At 28.0% G+C, this 20,222-nt stretch carries 22 protein-coding genes, 1 other RNA gene, 1 riboswitch and 1 other annotated feature; of the genes, 21 read left to right on the top strand and 2 right to left on the bottom strand.

Annotated features, from left to right (window positions below; translation table 11 throughout):
- Window positions 1-2 precede the first annotated feature (2 nt).
- The 12 genes from era to J2Z76_RS06330 all read left to right on the top strand — a co-directional run bounded on the left by era (window position 3) and on the right by J2Z76_RS06330 (window position 13,249).
- Window positions 3-893 carry a GTPase Era gene (era, locus tag J2Z76_RS06385; RefSeq protein ID WP_209511179.1) on the top strand — a complete coding sequence of 297 codons (891 nt, stop codon included), beginning with the start codon at window positions 3-5 and terminating at the stop codon, window positions 891-893.
- Window positions 890-1,609, top strand: coding sequence for a DNA repair protein RecO (gene recO, locus J2Z76_RS06380; RefSeq protein ID WP_245210364.1), 720 nt, complete (start codon window positions 890-892; stop codon window positions 1,607-1,609). Before era ends, recO begins: the two co-directional genes overlap by 4 nt.
- Window positions 1,610-1,650: 41 nt before the next feature.
- Window positions 1,651-2,226, top strand: coding sequence for a DUF4342 domain-containing protein (locus tag J2Z76_RS06375; protein WP_245210363.1), 576 nt, complete (start codon window positions 1,651-1,653; stop codon window positions 2,224-2,226).
- 56 nt (window positions 2,227-2,282) lie between these two features.
- Window positions 2,283-2,457, top strand: a binding site (T-box leader).
- A gap of 86 nt (window positions 2,458-2,543) precedes the next feature.
- The gene (locus J2Z76_RS06370) at window positions 2,544-3,938 is read left to right on the top strand and encodes a glycine--tRNA ligase (RefSeq protein ID WP_209511178.1); all 1,395 of its coding nucleotides are present in this window, start codon (window positions 2,544-2,546) and stop codon (window positions 3,936-3,938) included.
- A 155-nt stretch (window positions 3,939-4,093) separates the two neighbouring features.
- The gene (gene ccpN / locus J2Z76_RS06365) at window positions 4,094-4,729 is read left to right on the top strand and encodes a transcriptional regulator CcpN (RefSeq protein WP_209511177.1); all 636 of its coding nucleotides are present in this window, start codon (window positions 4,094-4,096) and stop codon (window positions 4,727-4,729) included.
- A 12-nt stretch (window positions 4,730-4,741) separates the two neighbouring features.
- On the top strand, window positions 4,742-5,569 hold the full coding sequence (locus J2Z76_RS06360; RefSeq protein ID WP_209511176.1) for a pyruvate, water dikinase regulatory protein: 828 nt from the start codon (window positions 4,742-4,744) through the stop codon (window positions 5,567-5,569).
- Between the two features lie 45 nt (window positions 5,570-5,614).
- A complete protein-coding gene (locus J2Z76_RS06355; RefSeq protein WP_209511175.1) occupies window positions 5,615-6,628 on the top strand; it encodes a deoxyguanosinetriphosphate triphosphohydrolase in 1,014 nt (337 codons plus the stop codon).
- 95 nt (window positions 6,629-6,723) lie between these two features.
- On the top strand, window positions 6,724-8,490 hold the full coding sequence (gene dnaG / locus J2Z76_RS06350; protein ID WP_209511174.1) for a DNA primase: 1,767 nt from the start codon (window positions 6,724-6,726) through the stop codon (window positions 8,488-8,490).
- 3 nt (window positions 8,491-8,493) lie between these two features.
- Complete coding sequence (gene rpoD, locus J2Z76_RS06345; RefSeq protein WP_209511173.1) at window positions 8,494-9,663, top strand: RNA polymerase sigma factor RpoD; 1,170 nt, start codon at window positions 8,494-8,496, stop codon at window positions 9,661-9,663.
- Window positions 9,664-9,671: 8 nt separating this feature from the next.
- The gene (locus J2Z76_RS06340) at window positions 9,672-10,505 is read left to right on the top strand and encodes a tRNA (adenine(22)-N(1))-methyltransferase (protein WP_209511172.1); all 834 of its coding nucleotides are present in this window, start codon (window positions 9,672-9,674) and stop codon (window positions 10,503-10,505) included.
- Window positions 10,495-11,277: a Nif3-like dinuclear metal center hexameric protein gene (locus tag J2Z76_RS06335; protein WP_209511171.1), complete on the top strand. Its 783-nt coding sequence runs from the start codon at window positions 10,495-10,497 to the stop codon at window positions 11,275-11,277. Before J2Z76_RS06340 ends, J2Z76_RS06335 begins: the two co-directional genes overlap by 11 nt.
- 40 nt (window positions 11,278-11,317) lie before the next feature.
- Entirely contained in the window at window positions 11,318-13,249 is a 1,932-nt protein-coding gene (locus J2Z76_RS06330; protein WP_209511170.1) for an NAD(+) synthase, read from the top strand.
- Window positions 13,250-13,307: 58 nt separating this feature from the next.
- Here J2Z76_RS06330 and rnpB read toward each other — a convergent pair.
- Both rnpB and J2Z76_RS06320 read right to left on the bottom strand, forming a co-directional pair.
- Window positions 13,308-13,646: RNase P RNA component class A (rnpB, locus tag J2Z76_RS06325), an RNA gene on the bottom strand.
- Between the two features lie 88 nt (window positions 13,647-13,734).
- On the bottom strand, window positions 13,735-14,346 hold the full coding sequence (locus J2Z76_RS06320) for an ECF transporter S component (protein ID WP_209511169.1): 612 nt from the start codon (window positions 14,344-14,346) through the stop codon (window positions 13,735-13,737).
- A 130-nt stretch (window positions 14,347-14,476) separates the two neighbouring features.
- Window positions 14,477-14,591: riboswitch (FMN riboswitch) on the bottom strand.
- A 202-nt stretch (window positions 14,592-14,793) separates the two neighbouring features.
- Between J2Z76_RS06320 and spoIIIAA the strand changes: the two genes are divergently transcribed.
- The 9 genes from spoIIIAA (at window position 14,794) to J2Z76_RS06275 (ending at window position 20,160) form a co-directional block, all read left to right on the top strand.
- Complete coding sequence (gene spoIIIAA, locus J2Z76_RS06315) at window positions 14,794-15,756, top strand: stage III sporulation protein AA (RefSeq protein WP_209511168.1); 963 nt, start codon at window positions 14,794-14,796, stop codon at window positions 15,754-15,756.
- Window positions 15,743-16,258, top strand: coding sequence for a hypothetical protein (locus J2Z76_RS06310; protein ID WP_209511167.1), 516 nt, complete (start codon window positions 15,743-15,745; stop codon window positions 16,256-16,258). The genes spoIIIAA and J2Z76_RS06310 overlap by 14 nt, the downstream gene beginning before the upstream one ends.
- 22 nt (window positions 16,259-16,280) lie before the next feature.
- Window positions 16,281-16,478, top strand: a complete 198-nt coding sequence (gene spoIIIAC / locus J2Z76_RS06305) for a stage III sporulation protein AC (protein ID WP_209511388.1) — start codon at window positions 16,281-16,283, stop codon at window positions 16,476-16,478.
- A gap of 14 nt (window positions 16,479-16,492) precedes the next feature.
- Window positions 16,493-16,882, top strand: coding sequence for a SpoIIIAC/SpoIIIAD family protein (locus tag J2Z76_RS06300; protein WP_209511166.1), 390 nt, complete (start codon window positions 16,493-16,495; stop codon window positions 16,880-16,882).
- A gap of 4 nt (window positions 16,883-16,886) precedes the next feature.
- Complete coding sequence (locus J2Z76_RS06295; RefSeq protein WP_245210362.1) at window positions 16,887-18,056, top strand: stage III sporulation protein AE; 1,170 nt, start codon at window positions 16,887-16,889, stop codon at window positions 18,054-18,056.
- Window positions 18,057-18,218: 162 nt separating this feature from the next.
- Window positions 18,219-18,503 (top strand): hypothetical protein, encoded by a 285-nt coding sequence (locus tag J2Z76_RS06290; protein ID WP_209511165.1) that lies wholly within the window; start codon window positions 18,219-18,221, stop codon window positions 18,501-18,503.
- A 33-nt stretch (window positions 18,504-18,536) separates the two neighbouring features.
- A complete protein-coding gene (locus J2Z76_RS06285; RefSeq protein ID WP_245210361.1) occupies window positions 18,537-19,109 on the top strand; it encodes a hypothetical protein in 573 nt (190 codons plus the stop codon).
- 11 nt (window positions 19,110-19,120) lie between these two features.
- Window positions 19,121-19,726, top strand: a complete 606-nt coding sequence (locus tag J2Z76_RS06280; RefSeq protein WP_209511164.1) for a SpoIIIAH-like family protein — start codon at window positions 19,121-19,123, stop codon at window positions 19,724-19,726.
- Between the two features lie 44 nt (window positions 19,727-19,770).
- Window positions 19,771-20,160, top strand: coding sequence for an Asp23/Gls24 family envelope stress response protein (locus J2Z76_RS06275; RefSeq protein ID WP_209511163.1), 390 nt, complete (start codon window positions 19,771-19,773; stop codon window positions 20,158-20,160).
- The last annotated feature ends 62 nt before the right edge of the window (window positions 20,161-20,222 follow it).

Here is a 20,222-nt window from a genome sequence, read left to right as displayed (position 1 = left end):
AAATGTTCAAGTCAGGGTTCGTAACAATAATAGGAAGACCAAACGTAGGAAAATCAACGCTCATGAATAGTATGATTGGTGAAAAAATATCAATAATGTCTGATAAACCTCAAACAACGAGAAATAAAATAAGGACAGTTTATACAGATGATGAATGTCAAATTATATTTATGGATACTCCAGGAATCCATAAAGCAAAAAATCAACTTGGTGAATTCATGAATACAGAGGTTGATGCTGCACTAGAAGAAATGGATGTTCTCATAATGATTACAGACGAATTTAATAAAGTTGGCCCTGGAGATGAATATATATTAGATAAAATTAAGAATATTAGATCAAAGAAAATTTTAATAATCAATAAAATAGATAAATTTGAACTTGAAGATACGTTAAAAATTACTCAGAAATTTGATGAATATAATGTTTTCGATGACATAATGCCAATATCTGCATTAAAAAATATTGGAGTAGATAGGTTAATTAAAGTTATAAAAAAATACATGAAACAAGGTCCTCTGTATTTTCCAGAAGATTATATAACAGATAGGCCAGAACGTTTTGTTGTTTCAGAAATAATTAGAGAAAAAGCATTAATGTATCTTCAAGATGAAGTTCCTCATGGTATTGCCATCGAAATAGAGGAAATGAAAGAAAGAAGAGACAAGAATTTAGTTGATATAAGGGCTACGATAATATGTGAAAAAAAATCTCACAAAAGTATAGTAATAGGTCAAAATGGCAGGAAGATCAAGGGAATAGGTAAAAGCGCCAGAGAAGACATTGAAAAACTTTTAGGTAGCCAAGTAAATTTACAGCTTTGGGTAAAAATATCACAAGATTGGCGAGATAACAATTATCTACTTCATTCACTTGGATATGATAAAAAATGATATTCGAAGAAGAGGTTCTTATTTTAAAAGAAGTTAATTATAAAGAAAATGATAAGATACTTCATGCTTTGTCAAAATCAAAAGGTAAAATACAATTATTATCTCGTGGATGTAAAAAAAACAACTCTAAACTTATAAATGTATCACAATTATTTGCATATTCTAAGTGTATATTATATAAAAGCAAAGATATGTACATAATCGACTCAGCAGAATTAGTAGATAACTTTTACAATATTAGAAATAATATTGATGCATTTTTGTATGCAAATTATATATTAGAGTTGGTGAGTTATGTAGCACAAGAAAATGATTTGGAATATAAAATATTTTATATGACAACAGAAATACTTAGATGTCTATCTCAATTTAATGAAAATTTCGAAAAGTTAACAGCCGCGTATGAATTAAAGTTAGTTTCAATTTTAGGTTATAAACCGGATTTTTATCATTGTATATCATGTGGTGCTAAAATAAAATCTAGTGCAAAATTTTCCATAGTAGAAGGCGGATTTTATTGTTTTGAATGTGAAAAAAATGGTAGTGGTATAAATATGGATTATAATGAAATAATAGTATTACAAAGAATTTTAAAGTCTAAATTCGAAGATATCAGCTCAATAGAAATTATTACTATTAAAGTACTAAGTTTAATAAGAAATTATTTATTTTACCATATAGGTAAAGATAATTTTGTTACTTTAAAGCTGTTGTAGAATTAAAAGTATAAAAACAGAAAAAAGGAAGGAAAATTGATATGGATATGAATAATGATGAAAAATTGAAAAAAATTGATGAAATAGTAAACAGGACCTATGTTAGTTATGAAACTGCGAAACAAGCATTAGAAGATTCAGATGGTGATATTTTAGAAGCAGTTATTTTAATTGAAAATAAAAATAAATCTTTTAATTCAAGCGATGCTAAAATGAAAGGTGAACAAATTTTAGATGAAATAAAAAAAGTGTTGAAAAAAGGAAATGCTACTAAAGTTACAATAAAGAAAAATAATGAAACAATAGTTAACATACCTGTAACAGCTGGTGTAGTTGGTGTAATGTTAGCTCCATTCCTTGCTACAGCTGGAGTAACGGCTGCACTTTTAACACAATGCTCAGTAGAGATAGTTCAAGAAGATGGTAATGTAATAGATGTTAATGAAAAGGTTGAAAAAGGTATGGAAGATGTAAAAAGAAAAGCTGAAGAAATGAAAGGCACATTTTCTGAAAGTACAAATGAAATGAAGGACAAATTTTCTGAAAGTACAAATGATATGAAAGATACAATTTCTGAAGGCGCTGAAGACGTAAAAGATTCATTTAACCAATTTTAAATTAGAAATGAAAAATGCCTTGACACATTAAATATAATTTGGTAAATTATATTTATATTAAGACTGTGATAAAGAAGAGTATTCTACATATTATTTAAAGAGAGTCAGATAAGGTGAAAACTGATATTAATTATGTAGATGAATGGAGCTTTTGAGTCGATTTCGATTAAGAGGATAAGGCATGCCTTATCAAATAGGGTGGAACCGCGGAATTAATCTTTCGTCCCTATATGGGATGAAGGATTTTTTTGTTTATCTAAAAATATACATAAAAATTAATAGTCCATAAAATATTTATATTATAACAGGAGGAAGTTATGGCTAAAACAGAAAAAAGTAAATTAGAAAAATTTGTTGCATTATCAAAATCAAGAGGTATAATATTCGCAGGGTCAGAAATATATGGAGGATTAGCAAATACTTGGGACTACGGACCATTAGGTGTAGAAATAAAAAACAATGTTAAAAAAGCTTGGTGGAAAAAATTTGTTCAAGAGAGTCCATACAACGTAGGACTTGATTCAGCAATATTAATGAATCCAACTACATGGATTGCTTCAGGACATGTTGGAGGATTTAGCGACCCACTTATGGACTGTAAAGAGTGTAAATCTCGTTTTAGAGCGGACAAGTTAATTGAAGACTACATGTCAGAGAATAATCAAGAACAAGTTGTAGATGGTTGGTCAAATCAGGAAATGGAAACATATATATTAGAACATAAATTAGTTTGTCCAGATTGTGGGAAGTCAAATTTTACAAGTATTAGACAATTTAATCTAATGTTTAAAACCTTCCAAGGAGTTACTGATGATTCAAAATCCGAAATATTTTTAAGACCAGAAACAGCGCAAGGAATATTTGTAAACTTTAAAAATATAGCTCGTTCTACAAGAAAGAAAATACCATTTGGTATAGGCCAAATAGGTAAATCATTTAGAAATGAAATAACTCCAGGAAATTTTACTTTTAGAACTAGAGAATTTGAACAAATGGAGCTTGAATTTTTCTGTAAACCAGGGGAAGACTTACAGTGGTTTAATTATTGGAAAGAATTTGCTATGAATTGGCTTTTAAATCTAGGAATGACAAAAGAAAATGTTAGATTTAGAGATCACGAACAAGCAGAATTATCCCACTACAGCAACGCAACATCAGATATAGAGTATTTATTCCCATTTGGTTGGGGAGAACTTTGGGGTATAGCGGATAGAACTGATTTTGATTTAAAAGCTCATATGACAACATCAGGAGAAGATTTATCATATCAAGACCCTGTTACAAATGAAAAATATGTTCCGTATTGTATAGAACCATCATTAGGGGCAGATAGAGTAATGTTAGCACTTATGTTAGATGCTTACAATGAAGAAAAGTTAGAAGATGGTACGGATAGAATTGTATTTAAACTACACCCTGCGTTAGCACCATTTAAAGCAGCTATATTCCCTTTAACTAAAAAATTAAATGAGCAAGCACAAGAACTTTATTCTAATTTGCAAAAACATTTTAATGTTGATTACGATGATGCAGGAAGCATAGGCAAAAGATATAGAAGACATGATGAAATTGGAACACCATATTGTATAACATTTGATTTTGATTCGTTAGAAGATAATTCGGTTACAGTAAGAGATAGAGATACAATGAAACAAGAAAGAATAAAAATTGACGACCTAGTTAATTTTATTAATGAAAAAATACAATTTTAGAGCGATAGAAAGTTAGAATACAACTGCTGTAACAACTGTTGTTTGTTTTGAAATTAATAAGGTATGAACGCAGACCCTATAATAATGAATAAAGAGTATTATTGTAGGGAGCGTACTTTATGTGTCAGCTGTCTTCGTTAAATTATAGTCGTTAGATGAAAGAGGGGATTAATATAAAACTTTCGGATAGACAAAATAAAATTATTCAAATAATAGAAAAAGAACAACCAATCACAGGTGAATCAATTGCCGATAAAATTGGTCTTACGAGAGCTACTTTAAGACCTGATTTAGCTGTTTTATCAATGTGTGGTATGATTGATGCAAAACCAAAAGTAGGCTATTTTCTATCAAATAAAAAGGGAAACAAAGATATTTTAGAAAAATTATCTTCGATTAAGCTTTCTGATATAAAATCATTACCAGTAGCGGTCACTGAATCTACTTCTGTTTATGATTCAATTGTAACCATTTTTCTTGAAAACGTTGGAACCTTATTTGTTGTAGAAAATGATACTTTAAAAGGTGTTGTATCTAGAAAAGATTTATTAAAAGCTACAATGAGCGGTGGAGATTTAAGTACAATACCAATTGGAGTTATAATGACAAGGTTTCCTAAAATAGTGTGCTGTACAGAAGATGAAACTGTAATAAATGCTGCAGAAAAAATCATAGAAAACGAAGTAGATTGCCTTCCAATAGTAGAAATTTTATCTAATGGTAAAATGAAAGCTATAGGAAGAGTATCTAAAACTAATATAACAAAAGTTATATTAGATATATCAAGATAGAGGAGTATCATCATGGATAAATTTGATAAACTAGAAAAGATAAATATATATGCTGTATCAGATTCTATGGGTGAAACTTCAGAGCAAGTAGCTAAAGCAGTTATAAGGCAATTTGATATTGCCAACTTTGAAATTAAAAGAATTCCATATGTAAATGATACGGAAACAATAGATAAACTAATAAAGAAAGCATCTATAGAAAATTCTTTCATTGTATTTACAATGGTTGTAGAAGAACTTAGAAATTATATTGTAGAAAAAGCATATGAAAATAATGTAAGTGCGGTAGATGTAATGACTCCAGTACTAGTTCCGTTGATTAAACAACTTGGACTTGCCCCAAAGAGAGAACCAGGGCTTCTTAGAAAATTAGATGAAAAATATTTTAAAAAAGTTGAAGCAATAGAATTTGCTGTAAAATATGATGACGGTAAAGACACAAGGGGTATACTGTTAGCAGATATAGTACTAATAGGAGTTTCGAGAACATCAAAAACACCTTTATCAATGTATTTAGCACATAAAAATTTAAAAGTTGCTAATATACCATTGGTACCAGAAGTGAGTCCACCTGAAGAATTAAATCTTATATCTTCTAAAAAAATTATAGGACTTATAATAGATAATGAACATTTAAATAAAATTAGAAAAGAAAGATTAAAAACAATGGGACTTAAAGATACTGCAAGTTATGCTAACATGGAAAGAATTTTTTCTGAATTAGAGTACTCACAAAAAGTTATGAAAAAATTAAATTGTAAAATTATAGATACCACAAATAAAGCTGTTGAAGAAACAGCTAATATAATATTAGATTATATTGATGACTATAATAAATAGATATTAAAATCAATAGTTACAATTTTAAAAGAGAAGGGTGATGTAATGAATATAAGAGAAAATTATGAATTGTTTGAACTAGATTATTTGTCTCCATATGCGGCAAAAAGCAAATATTCAAAAGGTAGAAGATATGAAGAAAATCAGTGTGAAATAAGGACTGACTATCAACGTGATAGAGATAGAATAATTCATTCAAAGGCATTTAGAAGACTTAAACATAAAACTCAAGTATTTTTATCTCCTGAAGGAGATCATTACAGAACACGATTAACACATACATTAGAAGTTTCTCAAATTTCACGAACAATAGCTAGAAGTTTAATGCTAAATGAAGATTTAACAGAAGCTATTGCACTTGGACATGATTTAGGTCATACCCCTTTTGGGCATACTGGGGAAAGAATTTTAAATCAACTAGTTGAGTCAGGTTTTAAGCATAATGAACAAAGTTTGAGAGTAGTAGATTTTTTAGAAATTAGAAATGGCAAACAAGGGTTGAATCTTACATTTGAAGTAAGAGATGGTATATTAAACCATCCGCTAAAATATAGTCCCGCAACACTGGAAGGTCAGATAGTAAGCATTTCAGATAGGATAGCTTATATAAATCATGACATAGATGATGCAGAAAGAGCTAATATTATTAAGAAGAGTCAGATACCAGATAAGTATCTAAAACTAATAGGGTATACTCACGGTAATAGAATTAATACAATGATTGTCGATGTTATAGAAAATAGCAAAAATTTAGATAAAATAAAAATGAGTAAAGAAATATCTGAGTGTACTGCAGAACTTAGGGACTTTTTATTTGAGAATGTATATTTTGATAAAATAGCAAAAAGCGAAGACGAAAAGACTACCTTTATAATTGAAAGGATCTTTGATTACTATATAAAACATTTTGATTTATTACCAGAGTTTTATTTAAAAATTTATGAAGAGAATAACTATTCTAGGAATGAAATAATTAAAGATTATATTGCAGGTATGACAGATAGATATGCTATGAAAATTTTTGAAGATTTATATATGCCAAAACCTTGGAAAAGATAAACTATTTTTAATAAACTATTTATAGAAAAAAATTATTGACAATCATATACAAAAATGATACAATACATTTTCAATGTTAGGATAATGGTGAAGTTATGCACTATAGGTTGGATTCCGATGTAATTCAAAGAATTACAAATGCAAATGATATTGTTAACTTAATTGAAGAATTTTTACCGTTAAAGAAGGCAGGGGCTAACTACAACACCAATTGTCCTTTTCACAAGGAAAAGACCCCTTCCTTTGTTGTGTCTCAGGAAAAGCAAATTTATCACTGCTTTGGTTGTGGTGAAACTGGGGATAGTATAAGCTTTCTTATGAAATATAAAAATTATACCTTTGTTGAGGCGGCAGAATATCTTGCGAAAAGAGCTGGTATTATTTTAGAAGAGATAAAAGGAACAAATACTCAAAATGAAAATAAATTCTTATCAGATAAGCTCTATATAATAAATCGAGAAGCAGCAGCTTATTTTTATAAAAATTTAAAAAAACAACAACATGTGTTAAAGTATTTGTATTCAAGAAAAATAGACTTTAATGTAATAAAAATGTTTGGTATTGGATATGCTAACGCTGAATGGGATAATTTGTTAAAATATCTATTGGAAAAAGGTTATAAAGAAGAAGAAATCCAAAAAACAGGTCTTATTATTAAAGTGAAAGATAAAAATAAATATTATGATAGGTTTAGAAACAGGGTTATTTTTCCAATATTTGATATTAAAAAAAGAATTATAGGATTTGGTGGAAGAGTTCTCGATAATTCATTACCTAAATATCTTAATTCTCCTGAAAGTATCATTTTTAATAAGGGATATAATCTATATGGAATTAATATAGCTAAAGAAACTGTAAAAGATAAAAGGTTCTTTTTAGTTGAAGGTTATATGGACGTTATAAAAATGCATATATATGGATATGATACTGCTGTAGCATCATTGGGAACTTCATTGACTGAAAATCAAATCAAGTTAATGAAAAGATATTCTAAGGAATTTTATATTGCTTTTGATTCTGACGAAGCAGGTCAAAAGGCAGCACTTAAATCCATGAATATGTTTAAGAAACACAACCTTGATGCGAAAGTTGTAATAATACCAGATGCAAAAGACCCAGATGAGTTTTTAAACAAATACGGAAAAACAAAATTTGACAAATTAGTACAAAATTCCTTGGATTATTATAGCTTTTTAGAATTTTATTATAAAAGTTTTTTTGAAAATTCTAGTAAAGTTGAATATATAAATAAATTTTTTGATAACATAGTAAACGTAAATAGTGAAATTGAAAAAGAACTTATTTTGGAAAAGTTATCTAAAAAAATGGGGGTATCAAAAGAATCTATAATAAAAGAGTATACTAAGAAAAATTTCAAACAAAAAACTTTTGTTAAAAGTGCGCAGTTACCTGAATACGGATTTCAGGTTGAAAAAATTACTACATCGCATGAATTAGAACTAATTAAATTAATAATTTATAATAACGATTTTGCTTTATATTTAAGAGAGATAGTTAATGAAGATACCTTTAAGGACTTAGATTACTATATTGTTTTTAAAAAAATATATGAATATAAATGTGAAAGTCGAATTATAAACAAAGACAATTTAATAGATATTTTAGATGATAAAATGGATGTAAGTGTTTTTGTGCTAGATGATGAAGTTGATTATAATAATTTAGAGGCTTTATTTAAAGATTGTTTTAAAAGGCTTAAAATTAAATATTATGAAAAGAAAAAATTATTTTTAAGTAAAAGCATTAAGCAATCTGATAATGTTAATGAAAATAATAAAATTATGAATGAAATATATAGCCTTGCTAAAAAAATTAAGTCAACTAAAGAGGAGGTTTGCTAACCCATGAACGAAACTAAAAATGTTTCTATAGGCCCAGAAAATGATTCTGATAAAAATGCTGAAGTATTACAAAAAATTGAATCAATAAAGAATAAACTAATAGAAAAAGGCAAGAAAAATGGATTTATAACTTATAAAGAAGTAATAAGGTCCTTTGAAAAATTAGATATAAATCCTGAATTTATAGATGATTTTTATAAAACTATAGAAGATAATGACCTTGAAATCCTTGGATTTCAAGATGATATGATATTAGAAAAAGTTGAAGATGATGTAGAAGTCGATGTAAAAGATGATCCCGACTTTATAGTTACTCAAAGCGATGATGATATATTAAAAGGCATTAATATAGATGACCCGGTTAGAATGTACCTAAAAGAAATTGGAAAAGTACCATTGCTTTCTGCAGCTGAGGAAATAGAACTTGCAAAGTTAATGCAGGAAGGCGACATAGATGCTAGGAAGAAGCTTGCAGAAGCAAATCTTAGACTTGTTGTAAGTATTGCAAAGAGATACGTTGGTCGAGGTATGTTGTTTTTGGATTTAATACAAGAAGGTAACCTTGGATTGATTAAGGCAGTTGAGAAGTTTGATTATACAAAGGGATTTAAATTTAGTACCTATGCTACTTGGTGGATTAGGCAGGCAATAACAAGAGCCATTGCTGATCAAGCGAGAACAATTAGAATTCCTGTTCATATGGTTGAAACGATAAATAAATTAATTAGAATTAAAAGACAGCTTTTACAAGAATTAGGACGAGATGCTACACCGGAAGAAATAGCTCTTGAAATGGAAATGGAACCTGAAAAAGTTAGAGAAATACTTAAAATTGCTCAAGAGCCAGTTTCTTTGGAAACACCAATAGGAGAAGAAGAAGATAGTCACTTAGGTGATTTTATTCCAGATGATGAGGTTCAAGCACCATCAGATGTTGCGACATTTACTCTTCTTAGAGAGCAACTTTCAGTTGTTTTACATACATTGACAGATAGAGAGCAAAAAGTATTAAGATTAAGATTTGGCTTAGATGATGGCAGAGCCAGAACATTAGAAGAAGTTGGCAAGGAATTCGAAGTAACAAGAGAAAGAATTAGACAAATAGAAGCTAAAGCTCTAAGAAAGTTAAGACATCCTAGCAGAAGTAAAAAATTGAAAGATTATTTAGAATAAAAATAGCTATGGTGAAAAATAGTACAACAATTGGAGAACTGTTAGTTGACAATTGTACAACTGGAAAGAACAATTGTAAATTTTGTGGGACGGTTCATAACCGTCCCTTTTTTTTAGAAAAGGATAATAATATGAATAGATTAGAAGCAATTAAATCAATGGTTTCAAAATGTAATGTTGTTGCAGACATTGGGACAGACCATGGATATGTAGCTGAAATGTTGTTAAAAGATAATACAGTGAAAAAGGTAATAGCAACAGATTTAAATAAGGGACCATTGAATAGAGCAATAGAGTATTTGACAACTAAGAATTTAGATGAGAAATGTGATTTTAGACTTGGAAGTGGATTAGAAATCTTAAATGAAAAAGAAGCAGATTGCATTATTATTGCTGGGATGGGCGGGGAGTTAATAAGAGATATTTTAAAAACATCAAAAAAAGTTTCTTTAGAAGCCAAACAACTTGTATTACAACCTATGACAGCTATAGATAAGCTTAGAAAATATTTAATTGAAAACAATTATATCATAAGTGATGAAATAATTGTAAAAGAATTACATCATTTTTATTTTATAATAAAAGCTAATCCAATTAGCAGTGATATTAATAATAAATCAGAAACTAGTGAAAAAGATGAAATATTTTATGAAATTAGTAAACCACTTCTAGAAAAAAAAGATATCATCATGGGGGAGTATATAAATAAAATAATATCTACTAATAATTTGATAATACATAATCTAGAAAAACAAAATAATAATATGTATAAAGAAAAAATAGAAAATTTAAAAAATAAAAACAATAAAATTATGGAGTTGAAAAAATATTATGAAATTTAATAAAATAATTAATTTGTTAAATAGCGAACTTAAGTTAAAGCAACAAGAAAATTGGGATAACAGTGGTTTGCAAATTGGAAATTTAAATGCTGACATAAAAAATGTTATGATTTTGTTAGATTTAGACAAAGAGATAATAGATACAGCAATTAAGAATAAAATTGACTTAATAATTACACACCATCCATTTTTTTTCAACGAAATAAAATCAATTGATTTTGGTACTTATGATGGAGAAGTTATAAAATATTTAATTGAGAATAATATTAATTTGTACAGTATGCATACTAGTCTAGATATGGCAGAATATGGAGTAAACTATGCTTTGGCAGAAAAACTTAGTATAAAAAGCTATGACATACTTCATAATATTAATGACGATAAAGAGTATGGCTACGGTGGAATAGCTGATATTAATGAAATAAATATACTAGAATATACAAATTCAGTAAAGTTTGCCCTTGGGTGTAATAGTGTTAAATTATTTTGTACAGATACGAGTAAAAAAATATCTAGAGTAGCATTTTGTGGTGGAAGCGGTAGTGAGTTTATTGAAGATGCTATTAATAATAAAGCAGATATATACATAACAGGTGATATCAAATATCATCAAGCACAAGAGGCAATGAAATACGGTTTATCCATAATAGACGCAGGGCACTACTATACTGAATATCACATTATATATAGTATAGAAAAAGCGTTAGTGAATGTAGCTGATTTAAAAATTATTACATTAAATAAAAATACTGTAGACGAAATTGTAATATAAGTATAAAATATAGTCAAAGCTTAAATAACAGGAGTACAATATGAAAAAATCTTATGAATATGTAAGGGTTGCAGTTGCTGTACCAAAAATAAAAATTGCCGATACAAATAATAATGTAAAAGAAATCTTATCAATTGTAAAAAATGCTTATTTAGAAAACGTTAAAGTTATTGTTTTTCCAGAACTATGTATTACAGGCTATACATGTGCAGACTTATTTAATCAAAAAACCTTAATAGAAAGTTCAGAAGATGCATTGAATTATTTATTAAATGAAACTAAAGAATTAAATATATTGATTGCAGTTGGTATGCCTGTAAAAGCAGATAATCAATTATTTAATTGTGCGGTATTAATTCAAAATGGAGATATTTTAGGGATTGTTCCAAAGACATATGTTCCAAACTATAATGAATTTTATGAGAAGAGATGGTTTGCTTCATCAACTTCAAGAGTTAGTGTCAAAATAAATCTATGCGGTCAAGAAATCCCTTTTAGTGAAAATTTACTATTTAAAGATACACGTTCAGAATTATGTATTGGAGTAGATGTGTGCGAGGACTTGTGGGTAAACATTCCACCAAGTTCATATCATACATTATATGGAGCTAATTTAATCCTAAACCCATCAGCTAGTAATGAAACAATTGGTAAGCCTGATTATAGAAGAGATATTGTTAGAATACAATCTGCAAAATGTATTACATCATATGCATATACTTCAGCAGGGGAAACAGAAAGTACTACAGATGTTGTTTTTTCAGGTCATGCATTAATAACTGAAAATGGATCAATTTTAAAAGAAGAAAGATCTCCTGAAGAAAATGAAATGGTATATGCAGATATAGATATAGCAAAGCTTACAAATGAAAGAATAAAATTCAATTCATTTATGAGTAGAAATGAAGAAAGAGATTATCAATATGTAGAGATTAATTTAGGATATAATGAAAATATAGAACTTAAAAGATATATAGATGCAAAACCTTTTGTTCCATCTGATAAAGAAGAAAGATTCAAAAGATGCAAGGAAATTATTAATATACAAGCAACTGGGCTATATCAAAGGTTATCAAAAATAGGAGCAAAAAAAGCTGTAATCGGTATTTCAGGAGGGCTAGACAGCACATTAGCACTTATTGTAACTGTTGAAGCATTTAAAAAACTCAAACAACCTCTCAGCAACATAGTTGCTGTAACTATGCCTGGTTTTGGAACAACAGATAGAACATATAATAATGCTCAAACACTAATGAAGGAGTTAGGTGTTACTACAAAGGAAATATCAATTAAAGAAGCATGCATTTTACACTACAAAGATATAGGACACGATATAAATGTCCATGATATAACATATGAAAATGTTCAAGCAAGAGAAAGAACTCAAATTCTTATGGATTTATCAAATAAAGAGGGTGGAATAGTAGTTGGAACTGGTGATTTATCAGAGTTAGCACTAGGCTGGTGTACATATAATGGCGATCAAATGTCTATGTATGGAGTAAATTCAAGTATACCTAAAACATTAGTTAGATATCTAGTAAAATGGTATGCAGACGAAGTAACAACAGGTAATATAAAAGAAGCACTACTTGATGTATGCGATACACCAGTTAGTCCTGAACTTCTTCCACCAGATAAGGACGGAAATATTCAACAGTTTACAGAAAAAACGGTAGGTTCTTATGACTTAAATGACTTCTTTTTATTTAATATGCTTAGAAATGGTTATGAACCTGAAAAAATATATTATCTAGCTCAAATAGCATTTAAAGATATATATGCAAAAGAGTTGATTTTAAAAACATTGAAGAATTTTTATAAAAGGTTTTTCACTCAACAATTCAAACGTTCCTGTATGCCAGATGGTGTAAAAGTAGGTTCAGTATCCCTATCACCAAGAGGGGATTGGAGAATGCCAAGCGATGCCTCGTATAATTTATGGCTAGAAAAATTAGATAATTTATCTTAAAATATTGAACTAATAATACTAAAAAAGCACTCGAGACGAGTGCTTTTTTAGTATTTATTTGGTAAGTAAACATATAAGCCGAGTTCTGTATCAAACAATCATCTATCTACATTTACTGTTGCCAGTAAACTTTAGCGACCTACCATTTGGACTGTGACGAGCAGCCACTCCAAGGTCCGTTCTTGGTCTTGCTCCAGGTGGGGTTTACATAGCCAATTAGTCACCTAATTGCTGGTGAGCTCTTACCTCACCTTTCCATCCTTACCACTATAAGTGGCGGTATCTCTCTGTTGCACTATCCTTGAGGTTGCCCTCACTGGGTGTTATCCAGCACCTTTGCTCTATGGAGCTCGGACTTTCCTCATGTATTTCTACATGCGATTGTATAATTTACTCTTAGACATAATACAATAAAATTTAAGTAATGTCAATTTAAAAATTTACCAAATTATATATTTTTTAGTCATTATAATAAAAATCTTGGTTTATCTGTGAAGAATAGGGGATATTCTTTTGTAAACTAACAATGTAATTGCTGAAACAACAACACCTTTTAAAATATTAAAAGGCACTACAGCATATAAGATAAAACTTTTTAAATCTATAATTAATGGATTTAAAGCACTTCCCATATCTATAAATGCTTGAATTGGCATACCAAATACTTTGGCATATACAGGTAACAGCAAATAGTAGTTTAATATGGCACCAATTACAGTAAGAGTAAGTGTTCCAACTGCCATTCCAATAACAGCAGTCTTACTACTTTTATGATGCTTGTAAATCAATCCTGCTGGAATAATAAAGGAACAACCAATTAAAAAGTTTGCCAATTCACCTACACCGCCTGTAACAGTACCATTTAATACAAAATTCAATAGTATTTTAATGAATTCAATTACTATTCCTGCAATAGGACCCATAGCAAACGCTCCAATTAAAACAGGGATTTCACTTAAATCAAGTTTGTAAAAATTTGGTGCAAACCACAATGGCATTTCAACTAGCATTAGCACCCCAGCTACTGCAGATAGAGCAGCAATTTTTGTTAAAGTTTTAACATAGCTTCTTTCTTTTAAAACTAATTCATTTTTCATTTTTCCTCCTTGTGCTTTAGCACTATTTAAAGATTACGAGAGGCATTGTACAGCTTTATTTACATAATAATAGCCTCTGAAATCTTCAGAGGCATAATATCGATAGAGTAATAAATTGCTTTATTAAGTAAAAGCTCTTCTACCATCCAGACTTTACTGTCGGTATTGGAATTTCACCAATTCAACCTTTCGGCTCGCGGACTATTACCGCCGGTAGGGAATTTCACCCTGCCCTGAAGAATTTACTCTTTAATTATAACATAAGAATTTAATTTGTAAAGACATTTTTCTAAAAATAATTCACTTTGATATAAAATTATCAATTTTATTTTTAGTAATTGTTATTTTACTGATTAATTAGATTAAAAATCTTATCATATTTTTCTATATTCATAATATTATAGATTAAGAGGACAAGATATTTAAACAAGGGGAGATGAAATAATAATGAACAATATACTAAAGCTTTTGTGCAACAATACTAAAAGTATTGTATCAAGCCACATGAGCTTTTTTAGAGACAATGCATTTGAAATAAGGTTAAGAATAAACTGCCCTGTTGAAGTCAAAAATAATTGCGGCAATTATTTTCTTGATGTGAATAAAAAATCCAGGGATATACTAGATGATTATTATTTAATTAAGAAAAGTGATATTGATGAAACAATTGCAAAATTAACATTAAATTCGATTCATGCTTTTGAAAAAGAAATGCAAAGCGGTTACATAACAATTGAAGGTGGACATAGAGTAGGGTTAGGTGGTGATTGTATATATAATAAGGATAAGTTCATAGGATTTAAAAACATTACTTCTTTAAACATAAGAATTGCCAGAGAGTTTAATGGTTGTTCAGAAAAATATATAAAATACTTTATTAGCAATCATGACAGAGTTTATAATACTCTAATCGTTGGCCCTCCGCTATCTGGAAAAACAACTTTAATACGAGATATTGCATGTTATTTAAGCGATGGAATTAAAGAATTAAATTTTAATGGTTGTGATATTACAATAGTGGATGAAAGGGGAGAAATTTCATCAGTATATAATGGAATTCCACAAATGAATGTAGGTAAACGAACTGATATTTTAGCATATTGTATGAAGAGGGAAGGTTTTGAAATGAGCATTAGAGCACTATCTCCTAGGGTTATAATTTCAGATGAACTTGGTACTAAAGACGATTTTGAAATAATACAATATGCTCTTAAAAGTGGGGTTAATATTATTACTACTGCACATGGGTATGATATTGAAGATATAAAAAGGAACATTTATTTAAAGGACATTATAGAAAATAATTTCTTTGAAAGGATTGTAATATTAAATAGTAGTAAATATCCCTCTAAAATTAAACAAATTTATGATACTAATAAGAATAGGATGATTTTTGATGATAGGGCTTAAAATTGCTATATTTTTACTTACTGTTATTTCTGTAAGATATATATTTATATATATAGTTGATGTAGGAGATAAAAAAATAAATAAAATGAAAGAACTAATTGATTTTGCTGATTATTTAAAGATTTATTCATGTGATATGAAAATGTCTCTAGATGAGATAGTTCTTAAGTATAATTATAAAAGCGAATCTCTTAAAATGATATGCCAAAAATTTTCAGATGAAATAAAAAATGAAAGTATAGTTAAAACTGATAAAAAAGACTTATTGAATTTTATAGAAAAAACCATACTAACACCAATGGATTTTAACTCAAGTTTTGTAGAAATAATTGATTATTATGGGAGCACATACTCTGAGGTTTTAAACAGAAAGTTGAACTTTACAATAGGTAATATGTCAACAAAAATGGAAGAATACGAAGAAAGTCACAAAGAGAAAAAAGAACTATACAATAAAGTTTCTGTTTTGTTGGGATGTCTGATGGCTATAATTTTAATTTAGAGAGGAGCATGAGGGAATGAATATGGATATTGATATTATTTTTAAAGTAGGTGCAATTGGTATATTGGTTGCAGTGTTTAATCAGATTTTATCTAGGACAGGCAGAGATGAACAAGCTATGTTTATTACATTAGCAGGAGTTATTGTTGTTATGGCTCTAATCATAAATATGATGAATGACTTATTTATAGAGGTAAAAACAATTTTCAACTTATATTGATAAAGGGGATAGCTATGATACTTACTAAAATAATATTTATTGCTGTAATTACTATAATTTTAAGCATTACAATTTCAAAGATTAATCCTGAATTCAAGGTTTACATCACAGTTATATTTGGGCTTTTAGTCATATTTATATTATTTGGTGAGATAAAAGATAATTTAGTAGGGTTTACTACTATTTTTAATAAATATGATATAAAAATTGAGAATTTCAATATAATTATAAAAATTGTAGGCATAGCTTACATTTGTGATTTTATTTCACTACTGTGCAAAGATTTAAATTACGAGTCAATAGGGAAAAAAATTGAGATGGCAGGAAAAGTAATAATTCTAATTTATTCTTTTGACGTAATAAAAATATTCATAGATCAAATTCTGCTGCTCGTGAACGGGTGATGAAATGAAAATAAAAAAGAAAACAGAAGTAAAAACTAAGATTGTTGTATTATTTATTATTTTCATGTTTTTTAACTTAAATTATGTATTTGGAGATGAAACAGACTACATAAATAAAGCTGTAGATGAAATCCCAACAGATGATTTAGAAAATTATTTAAAGTACAACAATTCATATTTTAGTGACAAAAATATTGATATAAAAAGTTTGATTCAAAATGCTTTTAAAGGGAGGCTTGATATTAGTTTAAAAGATTATGTGCTGTATGAAATACAAATGGAAAAAGATTTTTTTAAAGGTATTTTTAAAACCTGTATAAATGTTCTGGTTATATGCTTGCTTTTAACCATTATTAATTACTTCTCAGATGAAATAAATAATCAGAGCGTTTCAGATATAGTAACATTTTTTTCTGTAATAATTATTTTTACTATTATTTTAAATGACGTCAATAATTTAAAATACATGTTAAAAAGTGATTTTGTTAAATTTAGAACAGTTACAGAGAATATAAATGGATTATTTTTAGCAGCAATGCTTACATTTGGAAAATTAAGCATTTTGCAATTCTTTCAGACGTATATGAATTATATAATTGGAATTACAACACAGCTTATATATAATTTCACCGATATCATGACTGTAATAATTATATCAGTAGTTTTAATAAATAATGTGAGTAAATTAATAAATGCTAAACTACTTTTTAAATTATTAAAAAAGGGGACTCTAATAATTTTAAGTGGATATATAATTATTGTTGTCATAAATTTTTCCGTGCAAGGATATATATTATATAAAACAGATAATATTTTTATTAGTTCTGTAAAGGCTTTGTCTCCATCGTCAATTCCATTTATAGGTAGTGCTGTAACTAGTTTCTTTGGCGTCTTTTTTAAAAGCTTGCTCATGATTAAAGATGTTTTAGGAATTATACTAATTGTATTTATATTTTCTGCATTTGGGGGATCCCTGATAAAAATTTTTGCAGTTTTTATTATGTACAAAGTTACATCAGTTTTAATAGAACCAATAAATGAGAATGTTTCTAAATTAATATATGAAATGTCTGATATATTTTATATTTACTTAGTATGCATGATAACTCCAATTGTAATTGTAACTGTATATTATTCGATTCTTTTAAATTATTTAAATAACATTTTTGGGTAGCCTATGAAAAATACAATTATAAACATCTTAATATTTATATTAATGTTCAACTTAATAATGATAATCTTCCCTGAAGGGAAAACGCAGAAATATTGTAAATTAACTATAAAAATATTTATTATTATTTATATTATAAACAATATTTTCTTTAAAGGCAGCATTATGTTTGATGAATTTATTAATAATATGCCTGAAAATACATATACATACGAAAGAGAAATCAATATAAAAAATATTGATGATAAACTAATTAATTCAATTAATGATGATATTTTTAAAGGAGAGGATGTGATTAAAAATATTGTAATTAATTTTACAGATGAATTAAATATAAAAGCTATTATCACTGTAGATAAATTTTTAGATAATGATGAGATTAACAACTTGAAAAGTGATATTGCTAAAATTTTTGAAATTGATACAGGTAATGTAGAAATAAACATATGATGTATTAGAAATAACTTAAGACAGGAGGGCTTTATGTTTAAAAGCATAAATAACTTTTTAAACATACTTAAAAGCAACAAGAAATTGTTTTATGCTATAAACGTCTTTATTCTATTGGTAGTAATATCTTTGATTTTGAAATTAGATACTTCTAAGTTTTCAAGTAAAATTGATGAGGCGACACCATCAATAAATACAATACAAAACACTGAATCTACAGATAATTACGTATATTCATTAGAAAGAAAAATGGAAGAAATGATTAAACAGATCAATGGTATCAATAGTGTTAAGGTAATGCTATATACAAAAAATACACCAAAACTAGAACCAGTATATGATGAAAATACAACTAGTGAAACAAATATTGAAATAGGAAGTGATGGAATAAAAAGAGAGGTAAAAAGGGATACTAAGCAAAATCAAGTTGTAATGGGAAGTAATAATCAGGTTGTTGAAAAATATTATCAATACCCTGAAATAACCGGAGTACTCATAGTTGTTGATTACTCTGGAGGGAAAAATATAAATACAATTTTAATGAATTCAGTTAAAACTTTATTCAATATCCAAGTTAATGATATTGAAATAATTAAAGCAAATTAGGGGGTAATGTAATGATTATGAAAAAAGAAACATTAGTATTTGTAGCATCTTTAGCAATTATTTTTATTATAGGCTATGTCAATATGAGTATGGCACCTAAAGATGTATTTAATCCAGATGAAAACGAAATAGTGCAAGATGAAAGTGTTGCTGATAATGAAATCTTTGGGGATATAACAGACATAACAGATTTAACTGATTTAGCAAACAACGAAAACATCGAGGATAGTGAAGTTCCTGTAATTCAAACAAATGAAATAAATATTAGTTTTGCAAACTTTAAACTAACAAAAGAAAAAAGTAATTTGGATATAGTAGATCAACTAGAAGAAAATTTGAGCAACAGTCTTATATCTGAATCAACAAAGGAGAAATTTGAGAACTTCTTATTGAACAAAAATAATTACATTGAAAAAGAAAAAGATATAGAATTGATGCTTCAATCAAAGGGTTATAATGAGTCTATTGCTGTTGTTGATGCAGATTTCATAAAGGTCATTACAAATGATACAATTGAACAAGCTGATGCAATTAAGATATTAGATGTAATTGTATCTGAAACTAATTATGAACCTTCACAAATTAAAATTGTAAAATTTGATAATATTGATTTGTAAAATTTTACACTCTCTGATATAATTATTAAAAGGAGGTGCTAGATATGGAAAATGAAAATTTTGAAAATGGTCAAGTGAAAATATCAGATGATGTTGTTATGATAATTGCTGGCATAGCAACAAATGGAGTTAAAGGTGTTTACAGTGCTAAAACTGGTATGACAGATGGAATTGCTAATTTATTTAATAAGAACAATTATTCAAAAGGAATTAAAGTCGAAATAAACGAAAGCACTGTTGTCTTAGATATTTTCATCAATGTTGAGTATGGCTGTAAAATAAATGAAGTTGCAAAAGAAGTGCAATTTACAGTTAAAAAAGAAATAGAGACTATGACCGATTTAATTGTGTCTAGTGTAAATGTACATGTGCTTAATATTGTTACAGAAAAAGAAAAAGATAAGGATAGGGATATAATAGAAACAGAAAATTAACATCAATTGATTAGATTTAAATAAAATTCAAATATTAGATTAAGCATAGATTGACGATTTAG

Source organism: Sedimentibacter acidaminivorans, from assembly GCF_017873955.1.
Lineage (GTDB): Bacteria > Bacillota > Clostridia > Tissierellales > Sedimentibacteraceae > Sedimentibacter > Sedimentibacter acidaminivorans.
This window is presented reverse-complemented; position numbering and strand designations above follow the sequence as displayed.